This is a genomic window from Orrella sp. JC864, from assembly GCF_037026685.1.
In the GTDB taxonomy this organism is placed as follows: Bacteria; Pseudomonadota; Gammaproteobacteria; order Burkholderiales; family Burkholderiaceae_B; genus Orrella.
Genome location: NZ_JBANET010000025.1, coordinates 1 through 23,185 on the forward strand (window position 1 = coordinate 1; position 23,185 = coordinate 23,185).

The 23,185-nt window shown below is 69.5% G+C and carries 20 protein-coding genes; 5 read left to right on the top strand and 15 right to left on the bottom strand.

The window, feature by feature from the left end:
* From V8Z80_RS18290 to V8Z80_RS18325, 8 genes are all read right to left on the bottom strand, one after another.
* Window positions 1-1,208, bottom strand: a 1,208-nt coding sequence (locus V8Z80_RS18290; RefSeq protein ID WP_336063034.1) for a secretin N-terminal domain-containing protein, incomplete at its 3' end; no start/stop codon positions are given.
* A gap of 86 nt (window positions 1,209-1,294) precedes the next feature.
* Entirely contained in the window at window positions 1,295-1,912 is a 618-nt protein-coding gene (gene gspM / locus V8Z80_RS18295) for a type II secretion system protein GspM (RefSeq protein ID WP_155195649.1), read from the bottom strand.
* Window positions 1,909-3,054, bottom strand: a complete 1,146-nt coding sequence (gene gspL / locus V8Z80_RS18300; RefSeq protein WP_336063035.1) for a type II secretion system protein GspL — start codon at window positions 3,052-3,054, stop codon at window positions 1,909-1,911. The genes gspM and gspL overlap by 4 nt, the downstream gene beginning before the upstream one ends.
* Window positions 3,051-4,061: a type II secretion system minor pseudopilin GspK gene (gene gspK, locus V8Z80_RS18305; protein ID WP_155195653.1), complete on the bottom strand. Its 1,011-nt coding sequence runs from the start codon at window positions 4,059-4,061 to the stop codon at window positions 3,051-3,053. Before gspK ends, gspL begins: the two co-directional genes overlap by 4 nt.
* 12 nt (window positions 4,062-4,073) lie before the next feature.
* A complete protein-coding gene (gene gspG / locus V8Z80_RS18310; RefSeq protein WP_155195655.1) occupies window positions 4,074-4,547 on the bottom strand; it encodes a type II secretion system major pseudopilin GspG in 474 nt (157 codons plus the stop codon).
* A gap of 142 nt (window positions 4,548-4,689) precedes the next feature.
* Window positions 4,690-6,033: a serine--tRNA ligase gene (gene serS / locus V8Z80_RS18315; RefSeq protein WP_336063036.1), complete on the bottom strand. Its 1,344-nt coding sequence runs from the start codon at window positions 6,031-6,033 to the stop codon at window positions 4,690-4,692.
* Between the two features lie 71 nt (window positions 6,034-6,104).
* Window positions 6,105-7,442: a replication-associated recombination protein A gene (locus V8Z80_RS18320; RefSeq protein ID WP_155195659.1), complete on the bottom strand. Its 1,338-nt coding sequence runs from the start codon at window positions 7,440-7,442 to the stop codon at window positions 6,105-6,107.
* Between the two features lie 30 nt (window positions 7,443-7,472).
* The gene (locus V8Z80_RS18325; protein WP_336063037.1) at window positions 7,473-8,378 is read right to left on the bottom strand and encodes a LysR family transcriptional regulator; all 906 of its coding nucleotides are present in this window, start codon (window positions 8,376-8,378) and stop codon (window positions 7,473-7,475) included.
* Window positions 8,379-8,529: 151 nt separating this feature from the next.
* On the opposite strand from V8Z80_RS18325, the gene V8Z80_RS18330 reads away from it, so the two are divergent.
* The 3 genes from V8Z80_RS18330 to V8Z80_RS18340 all read left to right on the top strand — a co-directional run bounded on the left by V8Z80_RS18330 (window position 8,530) and on the right by V8Z80_RS18340 (window position 11,699).
* Entirely contained in the window at window positions 8,530-9,897 is a 1,368-nt protein-coding gene (locus tag V8Z80_RS18330) for an FAD-dependent oxidoreductase (protein WP_336063038.1), read from the top strand.
* A 79-nt stretch (window positions 9,898-9,976) separates the two neighbouring features.
* Window positions 9,977-10,960 carry a Bug family tripartite tricarboxylate transporter substrate binding protein gene (locus tag V8Z80_RS18335; protein ID WP_336063039.1) on the top strand — a complete coding sequence of 328 codons (984 nt, stop codon included), beginning with the start codon at window positions 9,977-9,979 and terminating at the stop codon, window positions 10,958-10,960.
* Between the two features lie 109 nt (window positions 10,961-11,069).
* Window positions 11,070-11,699: a glutathione S-transferase family protein gene (locus V8Z80_RS18340; RefSeq protein ID WP_336063040.1), complete on the top strand. Its 630-nt coding sequence runs from the start codon at window positions 11,070-11,072 to the stop codon at window positions 11,697-11,699.
* Between the two features lie 22 nt (window positions 11,700-11,721).
* Here the strand turns inward: V8Z80_RS18340 and lolA are convergent, their stop codons facing one another.
* Together lolA and V8Z80_RS18350 are read right to left on the bottom strand one after the other, a co-directional pair.
* Window positions 11,722-12,330, bottom strand: a complete 609-nt coding sequence (lolA, locus tag V8Z80_RS18345) for an outer membrane lipoprotein chaperone LolA (RefSeq protein WP_336063041.1) — start codon at window positions 12,328-12,330, stop codon at window positions 11,722-11,724.
* 74 nt (window positions 12,331-12,404) lie between these two features.
* Window positions 12,405-14,759, bottom strand: a complete 2,355-nt coding sequence (locus tag V8Z80_RS18350) for a DNA translocase FtsK (RefSeq protein WP_155195671.1) — start codon at window positions 14,757-14,759, stop codon at window positions 12,405-12,407.
* 49 nt (window positions 14,760-14,808) lie between these two features.
* Here V8Z80_RS18350 and trxB point away from each other — a divergent pair, with 49 nt between their 5' ends.
* The gene (trxB, locus tag V8Z80_RS18355; RefSeq protein ID WP_155195673.1) at window positions 14,809-15,768 is read left to right on the top strand and encodes a thioredoxin-disulfide reductase; all 960 of its coding nucleotides are present in this window, start codon (window positions 14,809-14,811) and stop codon (window positions 15,766-15,768) included.
* Window positions 15,769-15,783: 15 nt separating this feature from the next.
* Here the strand turns inward: trxB and V8Z80_RS18360 are convergent, their stop codons facing one another.
* Together V8Z80_RS18360 and V8Z80_RS18365 are read right to left on the bottom strand one after the other, a co-directional pair.
* Window positions 15,784-16,185 carry a type II toxin-antitoxin system MqsA family antitoxin gene (locus V8Z80_RS18360; RefSeq protein ID WP_336063042.1) on the bottom strand — a complete coding sequence of 134 codons (402 nt, stop codon included), beginning with the start codon at window positions 16,183-16,185 and terminating at the stop codon, window positions 15,784-15,786.
* A gap of 2 nt (window positions 16,186-16,187) precedes the next feature.
* Window positions 16,188-16,484: a type II toxin-antitoxin system MqsR family toxin gene (locus tag V8Z80_RS18365; RefSeq protein WP_336063043.1), complete on the bottom strand. Its 297-nt coding sequence runs from the start codon at window positions 16,482-16,484 to the stop codon at window positions 16,188-16,190.
* 247 nt (window positions 16,485-16,731) lie between these two features.
* Here V8Z80_RS18365 and V8Z80_RS18370 point away from each other — a divergent pair, with 247 nt between their 5' ends.
* Window positions 16,732-17,445 carry a Smr/MutS family protein gene (locus V8Z80_RS18370; protein ID WP_336063044.1) on the top strand — a complete coding sequence of 238 codons (714 nt, stop codon included), beginning with the start codon at window positions 16,732-16,734 and terminating at the stop codon, window positions 17,443-17,445.
* An 86-nt stretch (window positions 17,446-17,531) separates the two neighbouring features.
* Here the strand turns inward: V8Z80_RS18370 and V8Z80_RS18375 are convergent, their stop codons facing one another.
* From V8Z80_RS18375 to V8Z80_RS18385, 3 genes are all read right to left on the bottom strand, one after another.
* Entirely contained in the window at window positions 17,532-19,592 is a 2,061-nt protein-coding gene (locus tag V8Z80_RS18375) for a sodium:solute symporter family protein (RefSeq protein ID WP_155195677.1), read from the bottom strand.
* Window positions 19,593-19,868: a DUF4212 domain-containing protein gene (locus tag V8Z80_RS18380; protein ID WP_155195679.1), complete on the bottom strand. Its 276-nt coding sequence runs from the start codon at window positions 19,866-19,868 to the stop codon at window positions 19,593-19,595.
* Between the two features lie 263 nt (window positions 19,869-20,131).
* Complete coding sequence (locus V8Z80_RS18385; protein WP_336063046.1) at window positions 20,132-23,182, bottom strand: FAD-binding and (Fe-S)-binding domain-containing protein; 3,051 nt, start codon at window positions 23,180-23,182, stop codon at window positions 20,132-20,134.
* Between the last annotated feature and the right edge of the window lie 3 nt (window positions 23,183-23,185).

Below are 23,185 nucleotides of genomic sequence, written 5' to 3' on the forward strand. Positions count from 1 at the left end.
TCTTCCGATCTCGCGCCGGCGCCCGCGCCCGGGCCGGCCAGCATGCCGCCCGCGCCCAGCGCGGCGCGCACGGCATCGTCGCCGCCGGCGCCGGCCATGCCGGATTCGCCGGTCAGCACCCCGCGCAGCACGGCCGCCAGCTGAGTCGCCTGCGCATTGCGCAGATGCACCACGTGCAGGTTGCCCGGATCGGTCTGCACGTTGTCCAGCTTGATGACCAGGTCGCGCGCCACGGCGGTGCGCTCGGGGCTGCTGGAGCGGATGATCACGCTGTTCGAGCGCGGGTCGGCCAGCACGGCGATGCCCTCGCCCTGCTGGCCGCCGGTCTGCAGCAGCTCGGCGGCCAGGGCGGCGATGTCCAGGGCCACGCCGTTGTAGATCTTGACCACGTCCGTATCCAGCGCGGTGGGCGTGTCGATGCTTTCGATGATGCGGGCGATGCGCTCCAGGTTTTCCGCGTAGTCGGTCACGACGATGGTATTGTTGCCGGGATAGGCGGTGATGGGATTGTCCGGCGCGATCATGGGGCGCAGGATGGGCACCAGCTTCTCGGCGTTCTCGTAGCTCAGACGGAAAGTGCGCGTGGCCATGCCGCCCGGCGCGGCCGGCTCGTTGACGCCGCCGCCTTGCAGCTTGGCATCGGCGGCCGGCACCACGCGGCTGACCCCGCCGACATCGACGATGGTGTAGCCCTGCATGCGCAAGGCCCCCAGCAGCATGCCGTAGGCGGTATCGGCCGACACCTCGCCATCGGACACCAGGGTCAGCTGGCCCTTGACGCGCGGATCGACCAGGAAGTTGCGGCCGGTAAAGCGCGCCAGCGCGCGCAGCACGCCTTGCAGGTCGGCGTCGACGAAGTTCAGCAACACCTTGCCGTCGTTCAGGTCGGGCGGGCCGGCCGGCCGCGGTGCGCGGTCCGCGCCGGCGGACGGGCCCGCGCCGGCAGCGGCGCCGGACTGGCGCACCGGGCGGATGACGGGCTGCCGCTCGGCGGGCGGCAAGGGCTCGGCCCGGGCCGGCGGCGCCGGCTCGATGCCCGCCGCCTGCCGGGCCGGCGCCGGGGTATAGACGCCCGCGCGCAACAGCGGCTCTTCGGCCTGCGGCGCGGCGCAGCCGGCCAGCAGCACGCAGAACAGCCAGGGAAAGGCGCGCGGCACGCAGCGCGGGCCGTCCGTCCCGGGCGGGCGCACGTGCCGGCCCGCCAGCATGACCTGATTCAGATAAGAATCATGCTTTAGCGAATAGTCCGCCCCCTGGGCCGCAACGGCCTCTTGCCTTGCATCGCACTGCCGCATCAGGAATCTTCCTCAAGAGTATCGGGGCTGGCCAGTTGCAGCCAGCCGGTAACCGTGCCGGGCGCATCGGGCTGCGCTTGCGGGTCACGCTGCAATTGCGCCTGCCGCACCGCCAGCCCCAGGCTGCCCGGGCCGGCAAGCAGCCAAGGCATCAAGGCGTGCGCGGGGGCGGCCTCGAAGGCCACGCGCACCGTGCCTGCCTGCGCGCCGCCCTGGCGGCCATCGGCCTGGTCCAGGGCGAAGCGGCCCGCCAGGCCGGCTTGCGCCAGGCTCTGGCGCAAGGCCTGGCCGAGGTCGCCGTGCCCGGACGCGGTGCCGGCCGAAGGCGGCGCCACGTCGCGCAGCACCTCCTCCAGCGCGGCGGCCTGAGATTGCAGGCGGGGGATCTCGGCCTGCCAGCGGCTGATCTGCCGCAAGGCCGGCTCGGCCCAGAACAGCCACACCGTGCCCGCGCCCAGCACGGCCGCGGCGGCCGCGCACAGGCGCCGCTCGCGCGCGGACAGCGTGCGCCATTGGGCGGCCGCGCGCCTGCGCAAGTCCGCCCAGCGGGCCTGCGCCGCCGCCGGCGCGCGCCGGCGTGCGGCCCAGGCATTCAGGCGCTGCGACAGCCCGCTCATCGGCCCGTCCTGCTTGCGCCATTGCCCTGGCCGGCGGCGGGCCGCGCCGCCAGGCTCTCTTGCCGGGCATGCACCTGCCAGCCGCCGGCGTGCGGCGCGATGCTCAGGCCCGCGGCCTGGGCGCGCTCGGCCACGGCGGCGGCCTGCGATTCGGACGGCGGCGGGCCGCCGCGCAGGCCGATGAAGAGCACGCCGTCCTGGTAGCGCAGCGTCTGGACCTGCCCCTGCAAGCCGTCCAGGCTGGCCGAGGCCGCGCGCAGCATGCGCGCGAAATCGGGCTCGCCTGCCTCTTCGGACGCGCCGGCCAGCCGCGCCTCGCGCTGCTGGCGGGCTTGCTGTAAGGGGTTGACCACGATGGGCAGCTCGGGAAAGACGTCCTGCACGCGCGCGCGCATATGGTCTTGCAGGGCCTTGCCGTGCGTGGCCAGGCGGGCGGCCTGCAGGCTCAGGCCGCCCAGCCAGGCCAGCATGGCGCCGGCCAGCAGGGCGGCGGCCAGGCCCCAGCGCGCCGCCGGCCGCCCCGCGTGCGCGCCCGGGACCGGCAGCGACCAGCCCGGCGCGGGGCCGGACCAGCACAAGGCCGGCGGCGGCATCGCGGCGGCCGCGGCCTCGGCCGGCAAGGGCGCGCCAGGCGGCAGGACCAGGCCGCTGGCCGTGCCGGTGCGCACCATCTGCCAGCCATCGACCTGGATCATGGCCGGCGCCGGCCCCTGCACCGGCAGGAAAAACGGCGCCGGATACAAGGCCTGCAGGCGCAGGCCGATGGCGCGCAGCTGCGCCATGGCCGTCTGCAGGGCCTGCTGCGGCAGCCAGGCCAGCGGCACGGCGCCGTCGGCCTGGCGCGGCCCGTAGGCCAGCGCCAGCGATTCGACCGGCCCCAGGGCCAGTGCCTCGACTTCGCCCGTCACCGCGGCGCGCCGGCGCTTCTCGGGCAAGGGCGGCATGGACACGGCCACCAGCGCGCAGGATTCCGGATGCAGCACGGCCTCGGCGCGCAGCATGCCGTAACGCCGGGCGATCTCGGCCAGGCTTGCTTGCCCCGGTTGCCATTGCCCGCCGGCCAGCACGGCATAGGCCGCCACGGCGTCGGGCTGCAGCCGGTCCAGCCGCGGCAGGGCAAGGCGCAGGCCGGCCGGTTTCATGCGCCTTCCCGGGTCCAGACCACGCGCGGCGTCGTCCGCTTGTCGTCGTGCAGCAGGGCTGCCATGATCATGACCACGCCCTGGTGCTCGACCACGCCGCGCACCAGGAAAAAATTGCTTTGGATGCCGATGGGCAGGCGTTCGTTGCGCAGCTCGGGCATCTGCAGGCGGTTCATGATGTCGCCGCGGTTGACGAACCACTGCCCCTGGTCGCGCTGGCCGAGCAGCGCGCGGGCGCGTTCGAGCGTATAGCCCGGGATCCACGCGGCCAGCACCTCGGCGCGCGTGGTGTTGGCGTTGAGCCAGGTGCGCGCCGGCAGGATGGTGACGTAGGGCTTGAGCCGCGCGATGACCTGGGCGTCCACGCCCTCGACAGCCAGCAGGTCTTCGAGCGCGCGCGGGAACGGCGCGCGGGGCCGGGGCAGGCTGGCGGGCAGCCCCAGGCGCGCCCGCACCTGCTGCTCGGCCTGGCGCCGGGCCTGCGTCTGCGGATCCTGCGCATCGGGGCGCGGGGCGCGCTGCGGCGAGGCGATGGCCAGCAGCACCCGGCGCATGATGGCGTCGGCGCTTGCCGCGGGCACGCCCAGCATCGCGCACAGGCGCGTGAAGGCCTCGACCTCGGAGACGACCACCTCGCCGTCCCATTCGAGGTTGCGCAGGTTGAACTTGCCCTGCTCGTCGATGATTTCCCCGCGATAGACGCCGAACTGCGCACGCGAGCGCCCGCCCGGGCGCAAGGCCACGGGCTGGCTCCAGGCGCCGTCCAGCCGCGTAGCCGGGTCGCGCTGCGCCTCGCGCTCGAGCAGCGCCTGCGCCCAGGCCAGCCCGCCGCGCAGCAGCCAGCGCGCCTGCACGCGGCTTTGCTCGGCCTGCGCGCTATCGGTGCGGGCGGCCTGGCGCGCCAGGATGCCGGCGGCCATGACGCTGACCACGGCCACGATCAGCAGCGCGGCCACGGCCGCCATGCCCTGCTGGCCCGGCACGAAGGGACGCTGGCGATGCTGCATCGCGGCTCCTGCCTAGAGCTGCCAGGAGCCGATGTCGGCGTCCACGCCCTCGCCGCCCGGCTGGCCGTCCGCGCCCAGCGAGAAGACGTCGATCTCGCCGTTGGCGCCGGGATTCAGGTATTGATAGGGGTTGTTCCAGGGATCGACCGGCAGGCGGTCCAGGTAAGGCCGCCAGTTGGGCGGCACCGGGCCGTCGCCGGGCTTTTCCGACAGCGCGCGCAGGCCCTGGGCATTGCTCGGGTAGCGGCCGTTGTCCAGCCGGTAGAGCTTGAGCGCCTGCATGATGGCGCCGATGTCCTGGCGCGCGGCCACGGCGCGGGCCTGGTCGGGGCGGTCCAGCACGTTGGGCACGACCAGCGCGGCCAGCACCCCCATGATGACCACCACGATCATGATCTCGATCAGCGAGAAGCCGCGCTGGCGCCGGCCGTCCCGGCCGCGCCCATGCCTGTCCCGCCGCGCGGCGGCCGCCCTGCTCGCTTGCATCCGACTTCTCCTGCCCTAAGCTGGAGCGTCGTATCGTGGCAGGCGGGTATTGCAGCGGAAAGTAGGATGCTCGGGAGGATGACAGGTCACGCCGTGGTCATGCCCGCGGGATCCGTGTGCATCCCGCGGGCATGGCCAGGCGCTAGGCCTTGAGCACCGCCTGTCCGCCCAGGTAGGGCTGCAGCGCCGCGGGCACGCGGATCGAGCCGTCGGCCTGCTGGTGGTTTTCGAGCACGGCCACCAGCGCGCGGCCCACGGCCAGGCCCGAGCCGTTCAAGGTGTGCAGGTATTCGGGCTTGCCCTGGCCGGCGCGGGTGCGCGCCTGCATGCGGCGGGCCTGGAAGGCCTCGCAGTTGGACACCGACGAGATCTCGCGCCAGGTGTCCTGGGCCGGCAGCCAGACTTCCAGGTCATAGGTCTTGGCCGCGCCGAAACCCATGTCGCCGGTGCACAGCAGCACCACGCGGTAGGGCAGTTCGAGCTTTTGCAGCACCGCCTCGGCATGGCCCACCATTTCTTCGAGCGCCTCGTAGGATTGCGCGGGATGGACGATCTGCACCATCTCGACCTTGTCGAACTGGTGCTGGCGCACCAGGCCGCGCGTGTCGCGCCCGCCGCTGCCGGCTTCCGAGCGAAAGCACGGCGTATGGGCGGTCAGCTTGATGGGCAGCTGCTCGGCCGGCACGATGGCATCGCGCACCGAGCTGGTCAGCGTGATCTCGGAGGTGGAGATCAGGTAGAGGTCTTCGCGCGGGACGGGGCGGCCCTGCTCGTCCGTCTCGGGTTCGGACTCGCCGCCCTTGGTGACCCAGAACATGTCGTCCTTGAACCTGGGCAGCTGGCCCGTGCCCACCAGCGTCGAGCCGTGGACGATGTAGGGGGTGTAGCACTCGGTGTAGCCGTGCGCGGTGGTCTGCAGGTCCAGCATGAACTGCGCGAGCGCGCGGTGCAGGCGGGCGACCGGGCCGCGCATGAAGGCGAAGCGCGCGCCCGAGAGCTTGGCGGCGGTGTCGAAGTCCAGGCCCAGCGGCGCGCCCAGCGCCACGTGATCCTGGGGCACGAAGGGCAAGGCGGGCGGATTGCCATCGGGACCGGCCTGCCCGGGCAGCCAGCGCCTCACTTCGACGTTGTCGTCGCTGCAAGCGCCGGCCGGCACGCTTTCGTGCGGCAGGTTGGGCACGGCCAGCAGCAGCGCGTTGAGCTCCTGCTGCAGGGCGCCCAGTTCTTCCTCGAGCGTTTTCAGGCGCGCGGGCACGGCCTGCGATTCGGCCATCACGGCGCTGGCGTCCTCGCCGCGCGCCTTGAGCTGGCCGATCTGCTTGGCCAGGGCGTTGCGCCGCGCCTGCAGCGACTCGGTTTCGGTTTGCAGCGCCTTGCGGCGGGACTCGAGCGACTCGAAACGTGCGACGTCGAAAGCGAAGCCGCGGGCTTGCAGCCGGGCAACCACGGATTGAAGATCTTTGCGCAGCAGGGTCGGGTCGAGCATGATGAACCGGAAAAAAGAGGATGAAAAAAATCGGCGCGCCGGGCCGTGCGGCACGCCGGATGGCGGCGGCTTCAGGACGGCTTGCCGCCTCGGGACTGGCGGTCGAGCTCGCGCAGGAAAGCCAGCTTTTGCTGGATTTTAGCCTCCAGGCCGCGGTCGGTCGGCTTGTAGAACCGCGCGTTCAGGCCGTCGGGCATGTAGCGCTCGCCGGCTGCATAGCCGTGAGGCTCGTCGTGGGCATAACGGTAGGCTCGGCCGTGGCCCAGGGCCTTCATCAGCTTGGTGGGCGCATTGCGCAGGTGCATGGGCACCGGGGCGCTGCCGTGCGTCTCGGCATAGCGGCGCGCCTCCTTGTAGGCCATGTACACGGCGTTGGACTTGGGCGCGCAGGCCAGGTACACCACCGCCTGCGCCAGCGCCAGCTCGCCTTCGGGCGATCCCAGCCTTTCGTAGATGTCGGCGGCCGACAGCGCGATCTCGCCGGCGCGCGGGTCGGCCAGGCCGATGTCCTCGATCGCCATGCGCACGATGCGGCGCGACAGGTAGCGCGGGTCGGCGCCGCCATCGAGCATGCGCGCGAACCAGTACAGCGAGGCGTCCGGGTCCGAGCCGCGCACCGCCTTGTGCAAGGCGCTGATCTGGTCGTAGAAGGCGTCGCCGCCCTTGTCGAAACGGCGCAGGTTCTGCGATAGCGCGGTTTCCAGCCACTCGGGGTCGACCTGCCCGCGCCCGGCCGTGCGCGCGGACTCGGCCACGACCTCGACTGCGTTGATGAGCCGGCGCGCATCGCCGTCGGCCCAGCCGGCCAGCTGCTCGCGCGCGGCCTGGGTGAACAGCAGGGGCTCGCCGCCGCCGTCCTGGTTCAGCGCCGTCACGGCGCGCTCGATCAGGGTAAGCAGCTCCGGCTGGCTGAGCGACTCCAGCACGTAGACCCGCGCGCGCGAGAGCAGCGCCGAATTGACTTCGAAGGACGGATTTTCGGTCGTGGCGCCAATGAAGGTGAACAGGCCGCTTTCGACATAGGGCAGGAAGGCGTCCTGCTGGGCCTTGTTGAAGCGGTGCACCTCGTCCACGAACAGGATGGTGCGCCGCCCCTGGCCCTGCGCGACCTGGGCCGAGACCACGGCGTCGCGGATGTCCTTGACCCCGCCGAGCACCGCCGAGATGGCGATGAACTGGGCGTCGAAGCCTTCGGCCATCAGGCGCGCCAGCGTGGTCTTGCCCACGCCCGGCGGGCCCCAGAAGATCATGGAATGCGGCCGGCCCGAGGCGAAGGCCACCTGCAGGGGCTTGCCGGGGCTGAGCAGGTGCGACTGCCCCACCACGTCGGAAAGAGTGCGCGGGCGCAGGCGCTCGGCCAGCGGCACGCTGCCGGCCGGCCCGGCGGCGGTGAAAAGGTCTGCGCTCATGGCTGCAAATGCTGTTCGGACATCCAGTTATTACACCACGTCGGCAGCCATCTGCGCCCGCAGAATCCGCCCGAAAGCCTGTGCGGCAGGCGGCATCGCGCGGTCGCGGTGCGCCAGCAGGCACAACTCGCGCTGCACCGCAGGCGCCACCAGCGGCCGGTACTGGATACGCCGCGAGCGCCGCAGGGTCCGCGCATAAGACGGCAGGACGGCTACGCCCAGCCCTGCCTCCACCATGGAAACGGCGGTGGAGATCGAAGAGACCTCGTAGCGCGGGGCCAGTTGCACGCCTGCGGCAGCCGAAGCGCCATCGACCAGTGCCTGCAAGGCATTGTCGCGCCCGAAGGCGATCAGGGGGGCGCCGGCCAGCGCTTTCCAGCTTGCCTGGCGCAGGCGTGCGAGGGAATGGGCAACCGGCACGGCCAGTACCAGTTCGTCGTCCATCAACACCTCTATCACCAGCAGTTCGGCGCGGCTGCGGTCCACCGGCGCGATACCCAGCTCGGCCGCGCCTTCCTGGACCAGACGCTGAATGCCTGCCGGGCCCAGGTCGTCGCGTACGACAACCAGGACGTCCGGATGCTCCACTTGAAAACGTTCGAGCGCTCGGGGCAGCAACGTTGCAGCAAAAGTGGGCGTGGTAGCCACGACGATGCGCCCGCGTGCGCGCGCCGCCCATGCGCGCGTCTCGGCCACGGCGTTATGCAGATCCACCAGGATGGCTTCGGCCTGGGGCAGGAAGCCCCGGCCGGCGTCGGTCAGCATGACCTTGCGCGTGGTGCGCTCGAACAGCGTCACCCCCAGGTCTTCCTCCAGCGCACGGACCAGCATGCTCAAGGCGGACTGGGTCAGATGCAAGCGAGCCGCCGCGGCCGAAAAACCGCCGAGTTGGGCGACGGCAACGAAGGCCCGTAAGTGACGCAAGGTCAAATTCATCAAGTTGCTTGATTAATCAATAACAATTCATCAATTGTATGCACAAAGGGCTTGCCATAGAGTCGGTATGACGCCTGCCCGCGCCGGCATGGACTTACCAGCCGGCAGTCGGACAGGTCAGACGAACCAACCAGAGGAACGACGAGACGCCATGCAGACCCCCGCAGACCTGATCGATGAAACCTACGATGTGCTGGTTGCCGGTGCGGGCGTGACCGGCATCTGCGCCGCCCTGGCGGCCGCCCGCCAGGGCGCGCGCACCGTACTGCTGGAGCCGCGGCCGTTCATCGGCGGCAACGCCGCTACCGGGCTGTGCATCCATACGTTCAAGACCAAGGATGGCCGGCAGGTGGTGCGCGGCCTGGCCCAGGAAATCGTCGACGCGCTGGTCGAACAAGGCGGCGCGGTCGGCCATGTGCCGCTGCCAGAAGGCTACGTGCATTCGGTCACGCCGGTCGATGCCGACCTGTTCCGCATGCAGACCACGGCCATGCTGGCGCACGCGGGCGTGACGATCCTGTACAACACCGCGCTGGTCGACGCCGACATGCGTCAGGACAGCATCGAGCGCGTCCTGGTATGCAGCAAGAGCAAGCTGGGCTACCTGAAAGCGCGGGTATTCGTCGATGCGACAGGCGATGCGGACCTGGCCTTGCGGGCCCAGGCGCCGGTGCGCACCGGCTGGAGCGGCTCGGGCGCAATGCAGCCTGTATCGATGATGATGCGCGTGGTCTCGGTGGACACGCGACGCGCCTGCCAGGCGCTCTCGGAGCACCCGCCAGCGTGGGCCACCAAGCGGGGAGAGTCCGAGCCCATCCCCGTGTATTTCCACGGCACTTTCACCCGGTGGAACGGCGTGCTGCGCGAATTGGGCATCTATGACCACGACGACCACCAGTTCTGGACCAATACGGTCTGGCCCGACCAGCTGAACTTCAACGGTAGCCGGCTGGCGCACATCGACGGCAGCGATCCCATCGCGCTTTCGCGCGCCACCGTCGCGCTGACCGAGCAGTTGCACAAGCTGGGGGCCTTCCTGCGCGCCCACGTGCCGGGTTTCGAACATGCCTCGTTCATACCCAATGCCTTCGTCGGTGTGCGCGAGACCCGCAACGTGCGAGGCCTGTACGAACTGGACGAGTCGGATATCCGCGCCGGCCGCCGCTTCGACGACGCCATCGGCCAGGGGTGCTTTCCGGTGGACATTCACCATCCCGACGGCAAGAAGCAGGAACATATAGACATCGGCGGCGACGGCGCCTACGACATCCCCTACCGCGCGCTGGTGCCGCAGAACGTGCGCAACCTGCTGGTGGCCGGGCGCTGCATCTCGGTCAGCGAATACGCCAACGGCGCCACGCGCAACATGGCACCTTGCATGACCACCGGCGAAGCCGCCGGCGTGGCCGCGGCGCTATGCTCGGCCACGGCCACGCCCTGCGCCGAACTGCCCATGGCACGCCTGCAGCCCGCGCTGGTGCAGGCCGGTGCATATCTGGGAGAAGTCGTGCGGGCTTAGCCGCGATCTTGGCCCAGGCGCCGGCCTCGCAGCCGAACCGGCAGGCGCCTTCCCTATAAGAACCACAGGAGACTTCGGCATGAAAACGTGGATCCGTATCGCGCGGGCAGCCCTGCTCGTGCTTGCCGCGGCCGGCGCAGGCGCCGCCATCGCGCAACAGCCCGCCTATCCGTCCAAGCCGGTACGTTTCGTCGTCCCCTATCCGCCCGGGGGCGCCTCCGACGTGATTGCCCGGCTGCTGGCCGAAAAGCTCACAGCAAGCTACGGCCAGCCGTTCATCATCGAGAACCGGCCCGGCGCCAATGGCATCATCGCCCTGGAAGCCGTGGCCAAGGCGGCCCCGGACGGCTACACCATCCTGATGGGCAATGTCGGCCCGAACGCCATCAATGCCGGCCTGTACCCCAAGCTGCCGTTCGATGCGCGCAAGAGCTTCGCACCCATCACGCTAGCCAGTTCGGTGCCTATCGTGCTGCTGGTGGGCCCGTCCCTGCAGGTCGAAACAGTGGGTGAACTGATCGAGCATGCCCGCAAGCATCCAGGCACCGTCCAGTTCGGCTCGGGCGGGCCCGGGTCCGCCACGCATCTGACAGCCGAACTGTTCAAGGACATGGCCGGCATCGACATCGTGCACGTGCCCTACAAGGGCGACGTACCGGCGATGACCGACGTTCAGGGCGGACACGTGGGCATGACGTTCGCCACGTCGGTGGCGGCCATGCCGTTCATCACGGGCGGCAAGCTGCGGGTCTTGGGCACGGCCTCCCGGGAACGTCCCGCCTCGCTGGCGCAGTATCCCGTCATCGCCGAGCAAGGCGTGCCCGGCTTCGAATCCACGTCCTGGGGCGGCGTGCTGGCCCCGGCCGGCACGCCCGGGCCGGTGATCGACTCGCTGAACCGGCACATCGTGCAGGCGCTGGAGCAGCCCGATGTGCGCGCCCGTTTCGCCCAGCTCGGCGCCCAGGTGGTGACCAGCACGCCCCAGGAATTCGAAGCCTACCTGGCCGCCGAGATCGACAAATGGTCCGGCGTAATCAAGATGGCCGGGGTCACCGTGGATTGAAAAGAACGGCGGTGTCGTCCAGCGGGGGACTTTTGGTGTACCGTCGTGTGCGGGGCCGGCGCCTATTTCAAAGGCGCCGGCCTTCCCGCAACCGCCTGGACCCGAACGCATGAGCATCGCACTGCACACCTGGGATACGCCCAACGGCCGCAAGATCAGCATCGCCCTCGAAGAAATGGAACTGCCCTATACCGTGCACCCCGTGAATATCGGACGCGGCGAGCAGTTCGAGCCGGCTTTCCTGAAGATCAGCCCGAACAACCGCATCCCGGCCATCGTCGATCCGGACGGGCCGGACGGCAAGCCGGTCAGCGTGTTCGAGTCCGGCGCGATCCTGCTGTACCTGGGCGAGAAAACCGGCAAGTTCCTGCCGCGCGGCCTGGGCGAGCGGATCCCGGTGCTGGAGTGGCTGATGTGGCAGATGGGCGGGTTCGGGCCGATGCCCGGGCAGGCGCACCACTTCCTGGGCCTGCAAAACGAAGAGGACCGCCGCTACGGGGTCAAGCGCTACCTGGACGAGACGCGGCGCCTGTACGGCGTGCTGGACCGGCGCCTGGCGGACAGGCAGTTCGTGGCCGATACGCTGTCGGTGGCCGATTTCGCCATCCTGGGCTGGGCCTGGCGGCACGAGCGCCACAAGGTGGGCCTGGCCGACTATCCCAACGTGCAGCGCTGGTACGCCACCCTGATGGCCCGCCCCGCCGTGCAGCGCGGCTTCCAGGTCAAGCTGGGCGCCTGACGCCTGCCGGCGCCGGGCCTTCCTACATCTGGACCACGTCGGCGCCGGCCGGCGGCACGAAGCGGAACTCGTCCTGGGGCAAAGAGGGATTGGGCGAGATGCCCGTGATCTCGACGCGGGTGGTCTGGCCGAAGGCATCGAGCAGTTCGACCCGCACGGGCTGGTTGCCCTTCAGGCCGATATCCACCTGGGCAAAGCCGGCGTCGGCGCCGCGCGGCTTGGCGCGCAGCCATTGCAGGCCGTCGCGGTCGGGCAGCTCGCTGACGTCGAAGGCCTGTTCGAGCGAACCCGAGCCGAACAGGATGGCCGCCGGCGAGGTGCCGATGGCCTCGTCGACCTGGCGCACCGTGACCTGGTTCAGGTCCGGATCGAACTGGAACAGCTGCTTGCCGTCCGAGACGATGGATTGCTCGTAGGGCTGCTGCACCACCCATTTGAAGCGCCCCGGGCGCTCGAACGCGAACTGGCCGCTCTGCCGGGGCCGGGGCTGGCCCTGCGTGCCCACGGTGTACTGCGAGAACGAGCCGGTGGCCGACTTGACCTCGCTCACGAAGGCCTTGAGCTGGTCGGAGGCGCCGGCATGGGCCAGCGCCGAGACGCAAAACAAGGCGGACATCAGCAGGATACGCATGGAGGACTCCGTCGGCGGCCTGGAAGGGCCGCTCTCTGTGGATATGGACCGCCCGCGGGCGGGCCGGTTCCGCCCTATTCTTCCTCGCGCTTGGGCGCGAGGATCTCGCGGTTGCCGTTCGATTGCATGGCCGAGACCACGCCGGCGTTTTCCATCTGTTCGAGCAGGCGGGCGGCGCGGTTATAGCCGATGCGCAGGTGGCGCTGCACCAGCGAGATGGAGGCGCGGCGGTGCTTGAGCACGACCTCGACGGCCTGGTCGTACATGGGATCGGACTCGGCGTCGGCAAAGCCCGTGACCCCGCCCGCGCCCTCGCCCGTATCGCCTTCGAGCCCGCCTTCGAGCAGGCCCTCGACGTAGTTGGGTTCGCCCTGGGCCTTCAGGTGCTCGACGACGCGGTGCACCTCGTCGTCGGACACGAAGGCCCCGTGCACGCGCACCGGCAGGCCGCTGCCCGGCGGCATGTACAGCATGTCGCCCTGGCCCAGCAGGGCCTCGGCGCCCATCTGGTCCAGGATGGTGCGCGAATCGACCTTGGACGAGACCTGGAAGGCGATGCGGGTGGGAATGTTGGCCTTGATCAGCCCGGTGATGACGTCCACGCTGGGGCGCTGGGTGGCCAGGATGAGGTGGATGCCGGCCGCGCGCGCCTTTTGCGCCAGGCGCGCGATGAGCTCCTCGATCTTCTTGCCCACCACCATCATGAGATCGGCCAGCTCGTCGATGACCACCACGATCTGCGGCAGCTCGGCCAGCGGTTCGGGCGCGTCGGGCGTGAGCGAGAAGGGATTGGGGATGGGCTCTTCGCGCTTGGCCGCGTCGCGGATCTTGGCGTTGTAGCCAGCCAGGTTGCGCACGCCCAGCTTGCTCATGACGCGGTAGCGCTTTTCCATCTCGGCCACGCACCAGTTCAGCGCGTTGGCGGCCTGGCGCATGTCGGTGACCACCGGCGCCAGCAGGTGCGGAATGCCTTCGTAGACGCTCATCTCGAGCATCTTGGGATCGATCAGGATGATGCGGGTATGGCTGGCATCGGCCTTGTACAGCAGCGACAGGATCATGGCGTTGATCCCCACCGACTTGCCCGAGCCGGTGGTGCCGGCCACCAGCAGGTGGGGCATCTTGCCCAGGTCGGCCACCACCGGGTGGCCGGCGATGTCCTTGCCCAGCGCCATGGTCAGCACCGAGTTGCTGGCGTGGTAGGTCTGCGAGCCCAGGATCTCGGACAGCCGCACGGTCTGGCGGCGCGGATTGGGCAGCTCCAGGCCCATGAGGTTCTTGCCCGGTATGGTCTCGACCACGCGGATGCTGACCAGGCTGAGCGCGCGCGCCAGGTCCTTGGCCAGGTTGACGATCTGGCTGCCCTTGACCCCGGTGGCCGGCTCGATCTCGTAGCGGGTGATGACGGGCCCGGCCTGGGCGGCGACCACGGTGACCTGCACGCCGAAGTCGGCCAGCTTCTTCTCGATCAGGCGCGAGGTGAATTCGATGGTTTCGGGCGCGACGGTTTCCTGCGCGGCCGCGGGCGGATCCAGCAGCGAGATGGCCGGCAGGTCGCCGTGCACCGGGTCGGCGAACAGGATCTGCTGCTTTTCCTTCTCGATGCGCTCGGACTTGGGCACCACGGTAATGGCCGGCTCGATGCGCACGGGCTGCTCGTGCACCAGTTTTTCCTGCTTGGCCACCACCTGCTCGGTGCGCACCTGCTTGGCCACCTCGCCGACCTTGCGGTCCTGGCGCGCGACATAGGCGTCGCGCAGCCGGCGCACGGCCGCCTCGATGGCCAGGCCGACCCGCTCGGACACTTGCAGCCACGAGAAATTGAAGAACAGGCTCGAACCGATGGCGATCATGACCAGCAGCGCCAGCGTGGCGCCGGTAAAGCCCAGCGACTGGGCCGCCAGGCCCGCCAGGGCCTGGCCGATGACCCCGCCCGCCCCGCTGCCGTCATCGCTGCGCGCCGGCAGCTCCATGCCCAGCGTGAACAGGCGCAAGGCTTCCAGCCCCACCGAGCCGACCAGCAGGATGAAAAAGCCCACGCCCTGTTCCCAGTGCACGCGCGGCAGCACCTCGGGCTCGCCGCGCGAGCGGATCTGGGTGGCCAGGCGCCGGTAGCCGGCCCAGACGCGGTGCAGCAGCAGCACCACCCACCACCAGGCGGAAAAACCAAACAGATAGAAGAGGATATCGGCCAGGTGCGCGCCGAAGACCCCGCCGCGGTTGTGGATGGCGCCTTCGGGCACGGCGTGCGACCAGCCCGGGTCCTGCGGGCTCCAGGTGGCCAGCACCAGCGCCAGCCAGGCCGCCAGCGCCGCGAACAGGATCCAGCGCGCCTCGCGCAGCAGTGCCGACAAGCGGGTCTGCAAGGGCGAGGGGCCGTTACGGGTGTTGCGGGAAGCGCGAGGAGAAGCAGCGGTCATACGAGGCATGCGGCTCATTATAATTGGGTGTTAACTTCAAGATTCTGCGGCCATTTCCATGACTTCTCCCAAGCACGCCCATGTGTTGATCCTGGGCTCCGGCCCTGCCGGCTATACCGCGGCGGTCTACGCCGCACGCGCCAATCTCAAGCCCGTGCTGGTCACCGGCTTGGCCCAGGGCGGCCAGCTCATGACCACCACCGACGTGGACAACTGGCCGGCCGACTTCGCCGGGGTGCAGGGCCCGGAGCTGATGCAGCGCTTCCAGCAGCACGCCGAGCGCTTCGATACCGAAATGGTATTCGACCAGATCGCCAAGGTCGACCTGTCCAGGCGTCCCTTCACGCTGACCGGCGACGCCGGCGCGGTCTATACCTGCGACGCGCTGATCATCGCCACCGGCGCCTCGGCCAAGTACCTGGGCCTGCCTTCCGAAGAGGCCTTCATGGGCCGCGGGGTCTCGGGCTGCGCCACCTGCGACGGCTTCTTCTACCGCGACCAGGACGTGGTGGTGGTGGGCGGGGGCAACACGGCGGTCGAGGAGGCCCTGTACCTGTCCAACATCTGCCGCACCGTCACGGTGATCCACCGGCGCGACAAGTTCCGCGCCGAGCCCATCCTGGTCGACAAGATGATGGCCAAGGTGCAAAACGGCAACATGCGCCTGAAGCTGTTCTGCGAATTGCAGGAAGTGCTGGGCGACGATTCGGGCGTGACCGGCGTGCGGCTGGCCAACAAGCAGACCGGCGCCACCGAGGAGCTGGCCGTCACCGGCGCCTTCATCGCCATCGGCCACCATCCGAACACGGCCATCTTCGAGGGCCAGCTGGACATGGAAAACGGCTACATCAAGACCCGCAGCGGCCTGAACGGCCTGGCCACCATGACCTCGGTGCCCGGCGTGTTCGCCGCCGGCGACGTCCAGGACCACGTCTACCGCCAGGCCATCACCAGCGCCGGCACCGGCTGCATGGCCGCGCTGGACGCGCAGCGGTGGCTGGAGAACGCGGGGCAGTAGAAGGCCAAGCGGACATCAGGCCGCGCGCACTTCGCTCAGCAGTTCGGGATGCCTATCCAGCAGCTTGAGCAGCTTGACCAAAGCCAGCGGCGGCCGGGTCTTGCCGGTTTCGTAACGAGAAAAGGCATTGACACCGCCCCCGAATATCTCTGCCGCTTCGCGCTGGTCCAGCGCCAGCTTGCGGCGGACTGCGGCAATGAAGGCCGGGTCCACGGTCGAGGCGTTCACCTGTTTGTTAAATGCCAGCATCGCAGCGCTTACGCGTGCGGACTCGGCCGCATCCAGGACGCATTCTCCGCAAGCCGGACAATACAGGCCCCTCACCGCCGGTATGAGGGTCGTTTCGCCTTTATAGGCATGAGGCCGGTCCCGGACGTCCCGCACCAGGCTGCCCGCGGCGCATATGGGGCATTTCATGGTCACAGTTCCTTGAATGACACGATGAGCACATCGTCGATGACCGTCAACTTCAGATAGACCGGCCCGGCCACCGTATCGGGCCGATAGACGTCCTGCCAGACACGATGGTTGGCGTAGGTCGTCATGCTTTTGTGAAAATCCCGAAGCGTCAGGGCCATGACGACATCCACCATTGCAGGGAAATCAAGGCCCAGCGCGGCGGCGCCCGACAAGGCCGAAACCGTGGCCTGTATCCGGCCAGCCTGGACCAAGGCCTTGACACTTTGCAGTGGACAATGAGGCCTTGCTTTTTCCATGAGATGCTAACCTAGTAGGTTATTTCTGACAACGAGTCCGAGGCATCGCGCGCACCGCCGGCGCACTGGATCCCTCCCGGACACGCAGATATAGCTTGAAGATGCCGAAACGTCGCGCCGAGCGCGACCATCTTGTCCACCCTGGGAAAGACCTGAACGGAACGATGGAAAGAACCCCTCACGCTACGCCTGCGGCTTGGCTGGCCGCCGAGAGAAAGCCGCTTATTCATCCTGGAATGCCCCTGCGATGAAAAACAGCAAGCAGGGTTTCGCTGAACTGAAAGCGCTGCAAAAACAGGCCGAGGAAAACCGCCGCAACCAACAGGCGGCCGCCCGCAAGCTGGCGGCGCCCGGACCGGCGGCGCAGGCCCCGCAGGCAAGCGCCTTCACGGGCAAGGCCCCGCCCGAAGACGCCGCCGTGTTCCGGCAAGCCATGGGCGCGGTCACACCCATTCGCAGCGACCGCGTGGCCCGGGCCGGCCATGCCAGGCCGCCCAGCGACGAGCAGTTGCGCCGGCGCGCCTGGGCCATGGGCAGCCAGGAGCCCGAGACACCCAAGCCGCCGCCCGAAGTCTCGGATGAATACGTGGCGCGCCTGCTTACCGATGAGGGCAACGCCTTCGTGCGCACCGGCATGGCGCCCGATACGCTGCGCAAGCTGCGCCGCGGCTATTGGTCGGTGAGGACCGAGCTGGACCTGCACGGCATGACGCTGGAGCAGGCGCGGCCGGCGCTGGCGCGCTTCCTTCAGCAAGCCGCCCAGGAAGGCCTGCGCTGCGTGCGGGTGATCCACGGGCAAGGCCACAATTCGCCCGGCGAGCCGGTGCTGCGCGACAAGGTGACGCGCTGGCTGGTGCAGCACGCGGTGGTGCTGGCCTTTGCGCAGGGCAAGGCAGCCGATGGCGGAGAGGGATCAGTGCGGGTGTTGTTGAGGGATGGCGGGGCGGCTGATATGGAGTAGTGGCGGCTGATCCGTTAGCGACCGCTGATCGACGGCCGTCGTGGCCGCCCTCACGCCCTCTGCCCCCCTTACCCCATCTGCCCCGCTCAATCCGGCCTTCGCACAAAATCCACCAACTGCCGCGTCGCCGCATCCGGCCGCGGCGTGATGAGCGACACCAGCACGATGACGGCAAAGGCCACCGGCGCGCCGAAGATGCCGGCGGCGATGGGCTGGATGCCCCACCACAGCTGCACGGGGTCGGTGCGCGGCACGCCGAAGAGCGCCTCGCGCAGCCAGGGCTGGGTCTGGGCCATGTACCAGGCGGTCACCCCCAGGCCGGCGGCCATGCCCCAGGTCGCGCCCCAGCGGTTGGCGCGCTTCCAGAAGATGCCCAGCACCAGGGCCGGGAAGAAGGTGCAGGCGGCGAACGAAAAGGACGCCGTCACCATGAACAGGATGTCCGCCGGCTTTTGCGCCGCCACCCAGGCCGCGCCGAAGGCCACCGCCAGCAGCAGCACCTTGGACACCAGTACCCGGCGCGCGCCGCTCATGCGCGGCGAGACCATGCGGTACCAGGTGTCGTGCGAAAGCGAGTTGGACAGGGTCAGCAGCAGGCCGTCGGCGGTCGAGAGCGCCGCGGCCAGCGCCCCGGCGGCGACCAGGCCCGAGATGACGTAGGGCAGGCCGCCGATCTCGGGCATGGCCAGCACGACCACGTCCGCGCCCAGGCCGATCTCGGCGCGCTGCACGATGCCGTCGCGGTTCAGGTCCACGATCTCCAGCAGGTGCGGATCGACCGCGCTCCAGGCGCCCACCCAGGCGGGCAGATCGTCGAAGGAAGTGCCCACCACCTGCGTGAGCACCTCGTACTTGATCAGCACGGCCAGCGATGGCGCCATCAGGTACAGCAGCAGGATGAACGTCAAGGACCAGACCACCGAACGCCTGGCGTCGCTGACCGAGGGCGTGGTGTACGAGCGCATGAGGATGTGCGGCATGCCCGCCGTGCCCAGCATCAGGCACAGCACCAGGGCCAGGAAGTTGTTGCGCAATCGCTCGCGCTCGGCCGGGTCGCCGTGCGGATAGGGTTCGGCCTGCGGCACCGGCGCCTGGGCCCGGGCGGCGTAGGCATCGCGCGCCTGCGACCAGGCCGCGCGCGCGGCCTCGACGCTGTCCGGGTAGTTGGCCAGCTCGCGCTCGAGCGAGCGGATCTCCACCATCGGGGCCTCGGCTTCCTTCAGTTCGGCCAGGCGGTTGCGCAGCAAGGTCCGCTGTTCGGTCCAGGACTCGGGCAGGGCCTGCAGCCGCGCCTGCATCTGCTCGGCCTGCGCGCGCCAGAGCGTGCGTACCTTCAGCTCGCCCGCATCGTCCATCAGTTCGATTTCCTTGGCGCTGAGCTCCTGCAGCACCGCGGCGGCCGAAACCGGGGGCACCGGCGCGCCGGTGTGCTTGACCGAGAGCCACACCACCGGCACCAGGTAGGCGATGACCATGATGATGTACTGGCCCACCTGCGTCCAGGTGACCGCGCGCATGCCGCCCAGGAACGAACACACCAGCATGCCGCCCAGCGCCACGAAGATGCCCAGCTCGAAGGAAATGCCGGTCATGCGGGTGGTGATGATGCCCACGCCGTAGATCTGCGCCACCAGGTAGGTGAACGAGCACAGCACCGCGCAGGCCACGCCGGCCAGGCGCGGCAGGTTGCCGCCGTAGCGCGCGCCCATGAAGTCGGGCAGCGTGTAGCGGCCGAACTTGCGCAGGTAGGGCGCCAGCAGCAGCGCCACCAGCACGTAGCCGCCGGTCCAGCCCAGGATGTAGGCCAGCCCGCCATAGCCGGTCAGGTACAGCGTGCCGGCCACACCGATGAAAGAGGCCACCGACATCCAATCGGCGGCCGTGGCCATGCCGTTGTAGAAGGCCGGCACCCGCCGGCCCGCCACGTAGTATTCGGCCGGGTCGGAAGTCCGGCACAGGATGCCGATGCCCGCGTACAGGCATACGGTGACCAGCAGGAAGATATAGCCGATCCAATTGCGCGGCATGCCCAGCACTTCGCACAGCGCCAGCCCCAGGATGAGCAGCACGAAACCGGCCGTATACAGCACATAGGTGCTGCGCAGCTGCTGGGCGAAGTCCTGCTGGTTGCGGGCGCCGAACGGCATCTAGGGCCTGCGGGGCTTGCGGTTCATCAGCCAGGCGTACACGCCCACGATGGCCAGGAAGGCCAGCGGCGAGCCATAGGCCGCCATCCAGAACGAGAACGGCCAGCCCAGTATCTGGCCGGTCCATTCGCGCGCGAAATAGCTGGGCACGAAGGCGGCACAGGCCCACAGCGCCAGCAGCAGGATGATCAGCAAGAGGTTGCGGCGCCAGGCGGCTTGCTCGGCGCGGGGCGGCGGCCCGTCGGTGGGCGCACGGGACAGTGGCGTCTTCGGCATGGCGCGTGTGGGTTGGAGTTTGCCCAAGCAAAAACGGCTGGCACTGCCTGGTGCCAGCCGCTTTGCTTTCTTGTTTTTCTTCTTGGGTACAGCTTTATATTTTTATATACCGGTGCCGCCGGTTGTTGCCCATGCAGGGCCTTGTCTCCCACCTGCATGGACGCAATTCTGCACCAAAGTTCCCCCTCGAACACTAGGGGAATGCCCTAAGTTGAGGCATAAGCTCAAAACGGCCGCCGCGATTCGGCACCTTTATGGTGCATTCATCGAGGCTGGCCGGCGCCCGCCTGGCGCCCACTTTCCGGCAAGGCCATGGCCAGCACGCGCGCCACGTGCAAGGCCTGGCGCCCCGCGCCGTCGTGGATCTGGTGGCGGCAACTGGTGCCGTCGGCCACCACCAGGGCCTGGGCGTCGGCCCGCACGGCAGGCAGCAGGCTGAGCTCGGCCATTTTCATCGAGGCCTCGAAATGCTCGGCCTCGTAGCCGAAGCTGCCGGCCATGCCGCAGCACGAGGACTCGATCATGTCCACCTTCAGCCCCGGCACCCAGCCCAGCACGGTCTGCACCGGCCGCAGCGCATCGAAGGCCTTTTGGTGGCAATGGCCGTGCACCAGCGCGCGCGCGTGCGGCACGGCTTGCCAGGCCACCTCCAGGCGGCCGGCGCGCTGCTCGCGCACCAGGAATTCCTCGAACAGGAAAGAGGCCCGCGCCAGCTGCTCGGCCTGCTCGCCATAGCCGTAGTGCAGGAACTCGTCGCGCAGGGTCAGCAGACAGGAAGGCTCCAGCCCCACCACCGCCACGCCGCGCTCGACAAAGGGCAGCAAGGCATCCAGGGCGCGGCGCGCCTCGGCGCGGGCCTGCTCGACCAGGCCCGCCGCCAGGAAGGTGCGGCCGCAGCACAGGCCGCGTCCGTCCGGCGCCAGGTTCAGGTGCACGCGATAGCCGGCCGCCTCCAGCACGCGGCGCGCGGCGGCGGCATTCTCGGGTTCCATGTGGTTGTTGAAGGTATCGACGAACAGCAGCACTTCCTTGTCCTGCTGCCCGGCCGGGCCGCAAGCCGCCTGCTGCAAGCCCGCCTGCCGCAGGAAAGGCCGGGCAAAGCGCGGCAGCGAGCGGGCCGGCGCCAGCCCCAGGCGGCGCTTGGCCCAGCCGGCGCCGGGCAGCGATTGGGCGGCATGCAGCAAGCCCGCCCACGGCGCCAGCCGTCCCGCATAGCGCGGCAGGAAAGCCACCAGGCGGTCGCGCCAGCGCAGGCCGTCCCGGCTGGCCCAGGCCGCGCGGGCCTCGATCTTCATCTTGGCCATGTCCACGCCGGTGGGGCAATCGCGCTTGCAGCCCTTGCAGGACACGCACAGGTCCAGCGCCTCCTTGACTTCGGGGCGCAGCAGCCCGCCTTCGCCCAGCTGGCCGGACAAGGCCAGCCGCAGCGTGTTGGCGCGCCCGCGCGTGACGTGTTTTTCGTCGCGGGTGATGCGGTAGCTCGGGCACATGGTGCCGGCATCGAACTTGCGGCAATGGCCGTTGTTGTTGCACATCTCCACGGCCTTGCCCAGGCCCAGCGCCGGATCGCCGCCGGTGCCCGGGGCCGTTTCCGCGCCGGTCAGCGGATCGCGCCGCACGTCCCAGGCCGACCAGTCCAGCACGGGCTGGATGGCGATGGTGCGGTAGCCCGGCGCGAAGCGGAACAGGCGCGCGTCGTCCATGGCGGGCGGATCGACGATGCGGTCGGGGCAATACAGGTTGTCCGGATCGAACAAGGCCTTGATCTCGCGAAAGGCCTGGTTGATGCGCGGGCCGTACTGCCAGGCCACCCACTCGCCGCGGCACAGGCCGTCGCCGTGCTCGCCCGAATAGGCGCCCTTGTAGCGGCGCACCAGCTCGGCGGCCTCCTGCGCGATGGCGCGCATCTTGGCCGCCCCATCGCGGCGCATGTCCAGGATGGGGCGCACGTGCAAGGTGCCCACGCTGGCATGGGCATACCAGGTGCCTTCGGTGCCGTGCCGATGGAAGACCTCGGTCAGCTGCGCCGTGTATTCGGCCAGGTGTTCCAAAGGCACCGCGCAGTCCTCGATGAAGGACACCGGCTTGCCGTCGCCGCGCATGCTCATCATGATGTTCAGGCCCGCCTTGCGCACGTCCCACAAGGCCTTCTGCGCCGCCGCATCCTCCATGGCCACCACGCTGCCCGGCAGGCCCAGCTCGCCCATCAGGTCCTGCAGCGCGCGCAGTTGCGCCGACAGCGCGGCCCCGTCATCGCCGGCGAACTCCACCAGCAGCACGGCCTGCGGCTCGCCCACCAGCGCGCGCTCGATCACCGGGCGGAAGGCGGGGTTGCGCAGCGACAGGTCGATCATGGTGCGGTCGACCAGTTCGACGGCCACCGGGCCCAGCTTGACGATGTGCTGGGTCATGTCCATGGACTGGTAGAAGGTCGGGAAATTGACCACGCCCAGCACCTTGGCGCGCGGCAGCGGCGCCAGCTTGATCTTGATGCGCCGGCTGTAGGCCAGCGTGCCTTCGGAGCCCACCAGGATATGCGACAGGTTGGGCACGCCGTCGTCGGTATAGGGCCGCGGGTTGCGGCAGTCGAACAGGTCGATGTTGTAGCCGGCCACGCGGCGCAGCACCTGCGGCATGCGTTCGGCGATTTCGCCGCGCTCGCGTTGCGCCACGGCGTGCAGGCCCTGGACCAGCCCGCGCAGGCGCGGCGCCTCGGGCAGGCAGCCGTCCCAGGGGCCGAAATGGGCCTGGGTGCCGTCGGCCAGCACCGCGTCGATACCCAGCACGTTGTGCACCATGTTGCCGTAGGCGATCGATCGCGAGCCGCAGGAATTGTTGCCCGCCATGCCGCCCAGCGTGCATTGCGCCGAAGTCGAGACATCCACGGGAAACCACAGGCCGTGCGGCTTGAGCTGCGCGTTCAGGTGATCGAGCACGATGCCGGGCTCGACCACGGCGGTGCGCGCCTGCACGTCCAGTTCGACCAGCCCGTTGAGCCAGCGGCTGTTGTCGATGACCAGCCCTTCGCCGACGGTCTGGCCGCATTGGCTGGTGCCCGCCCCGCGCGCCACCACCGGCACGCGCGCCTCGCGGGCGATCTGCAGCGCGACCAGCAGGTCGTCCTGGTCGCGCGGCACCGCCACGCCCAGCGGCATGCACTGGTAGATCGAGGCGTCGGTGGCGTAGCGGCCGCGCGAGCCGGCATCGAACAGCACCTCGCCGCGCAGGTGCGCGGACAGCTGGCGCGCCAGGCCCGGCGCGGCCGCGGCGGCGCCGGGAGACAGGAAACGGGGCTTGAGCAGGGAAAACGCCATGGA

Bases quoted from the DNA above. Each gene is read 5' to 3' on its own strand.
- gspM (WP_155195649.1), bottom strand. From the start codon at position 1,912: ATGAGCGGGCTGTCGCAGCGCCTGAATGCCTGGGCCGCACGCCGGCGC.
- gspL (WP_336063035.1), bottom strand. From the start codon at position 3,054: ATGAAACCGGCCGGCCTGCGCCTTGCCCTGCCGCGGCTGGACCGGCTG.
- gspK (WP_155195653.1), bottom strand. From the start codon at position 4,061: ATGCAGCATCGCCAGCGTCCCTTCGTGCCGGGCCAGCAGGGCATGGCG.
- gspG (WP_155195655.1), bottom strand. From the start codon at position 4,547: ATGCAAGCGAGCAGGGCGGCCGCCGCGCGGCGGGACAGGCATGGGCGC.
- serS (WP_336063036.1), bottom strand. From the start codon at position 6,033: ATGCTCGACCCGACCCTGCTGCGCAAAGATCTTCAATCCGTGGTTGCC.
- V8Z80_RS18320 (WP_155195659.1), bottom strand. From the start codon at position 7,442: ATGAGCGCAGACCTTTTCACCGCCGCCGGGCCGGCCGGCAGCGTGCCG.
- V8Z80_RS18325 (WP_336063037.1), bottom strand. From the start codon at position 8,378: ATGAATTTGACCTTGCGTCACTTACGGGCCTTCGTTGCCGTCGCCCAA.
- V8Z80_RS18330 (WP_336063038.1), top strand. From the start codon at position 8,530: ATGCAGACCCCCGCAGACCTGATCGATGAAACCTACGATGTGCTGGTT.
- V8Z80_RS18335 (WP_336063039.1), top strand. From the start codon at position 9,977: ATGAAAACGTGGATCCGTATCGCGCGGGCAGCCCTGCTCGTGCTTGCC.
- V8Z80_RS18340 (WP_336063040.1), top strand. From the start codon at position 11,070: ATGAGCATCGCACTGCACACCTGGGATACGCCCAACGGCCGCAAGATC.
- lolA (WP_336063041.1), bottom strand. From the start codon at position 12,330: ATGCGTATCCTGCTGATGTCCGCCTTGTTTTGCGTCTCGGCGCTGGCC.
- V8Z80_RS18350 (WP_155195671.1), bottom strand. From the start codon at position 14,759: ATGCCTCGTATGACCGCTGCTTCTCCTCGCGCTTCCCGCAACACCCGT.
- trxB (WP_155195673.1), top strand. From the start codon at position 14,809: ATGACTTCTCCCAAGCACGCCCATGTGTTGATCCTGGGCTCCGGCCCT.
- V8Z80_RS18360 (WP_336063042.1), bottom strand. From the start codon at position 16,185: ATGAAATGCCCCATATGCGCCGCGGGCAGCCTGGTGCGGGACGTCCGG.
- V8Z80_RS18365 (WP_336063043.1), bottom strand. From the start codon at position 16,484: ATGGAAAAAGCAAGGCCTCATTGTCCACTGCAAAGTGTCAAGGCCTTG.
- V8Z80_RS18370 (WP_336063044.1), top strand. From the start codon at position 16,732: ATGAAAAACAGCAAGCAGGGTTTCGCTGAACTGAAAGCGCTGCAAAAA.
- V8Z80_RS18375 (WP_155195677.1), bottom strand. From the start codon at position 19,592: ATGCCGTTCGGCGCCCGCAACCAGCAGGACTTCGCCCAGCAGCTGCGC.
- V8Z80_RS18380 (WP_155195679.1), bottom strand. From the start codon at position 19,868: ATGCCGAAGACGCCACTGTCCCGTGCGCCCACCGACGGGCCGCCGCCC.
- V8Z80_RS18385 (WP_336063046.1), bottom strand. From the start codon at position 23,182: ATGGCGTTTTCCCTGCTCAAGCCCCGTTTCCTGTCTCCCGGCGCCGCC.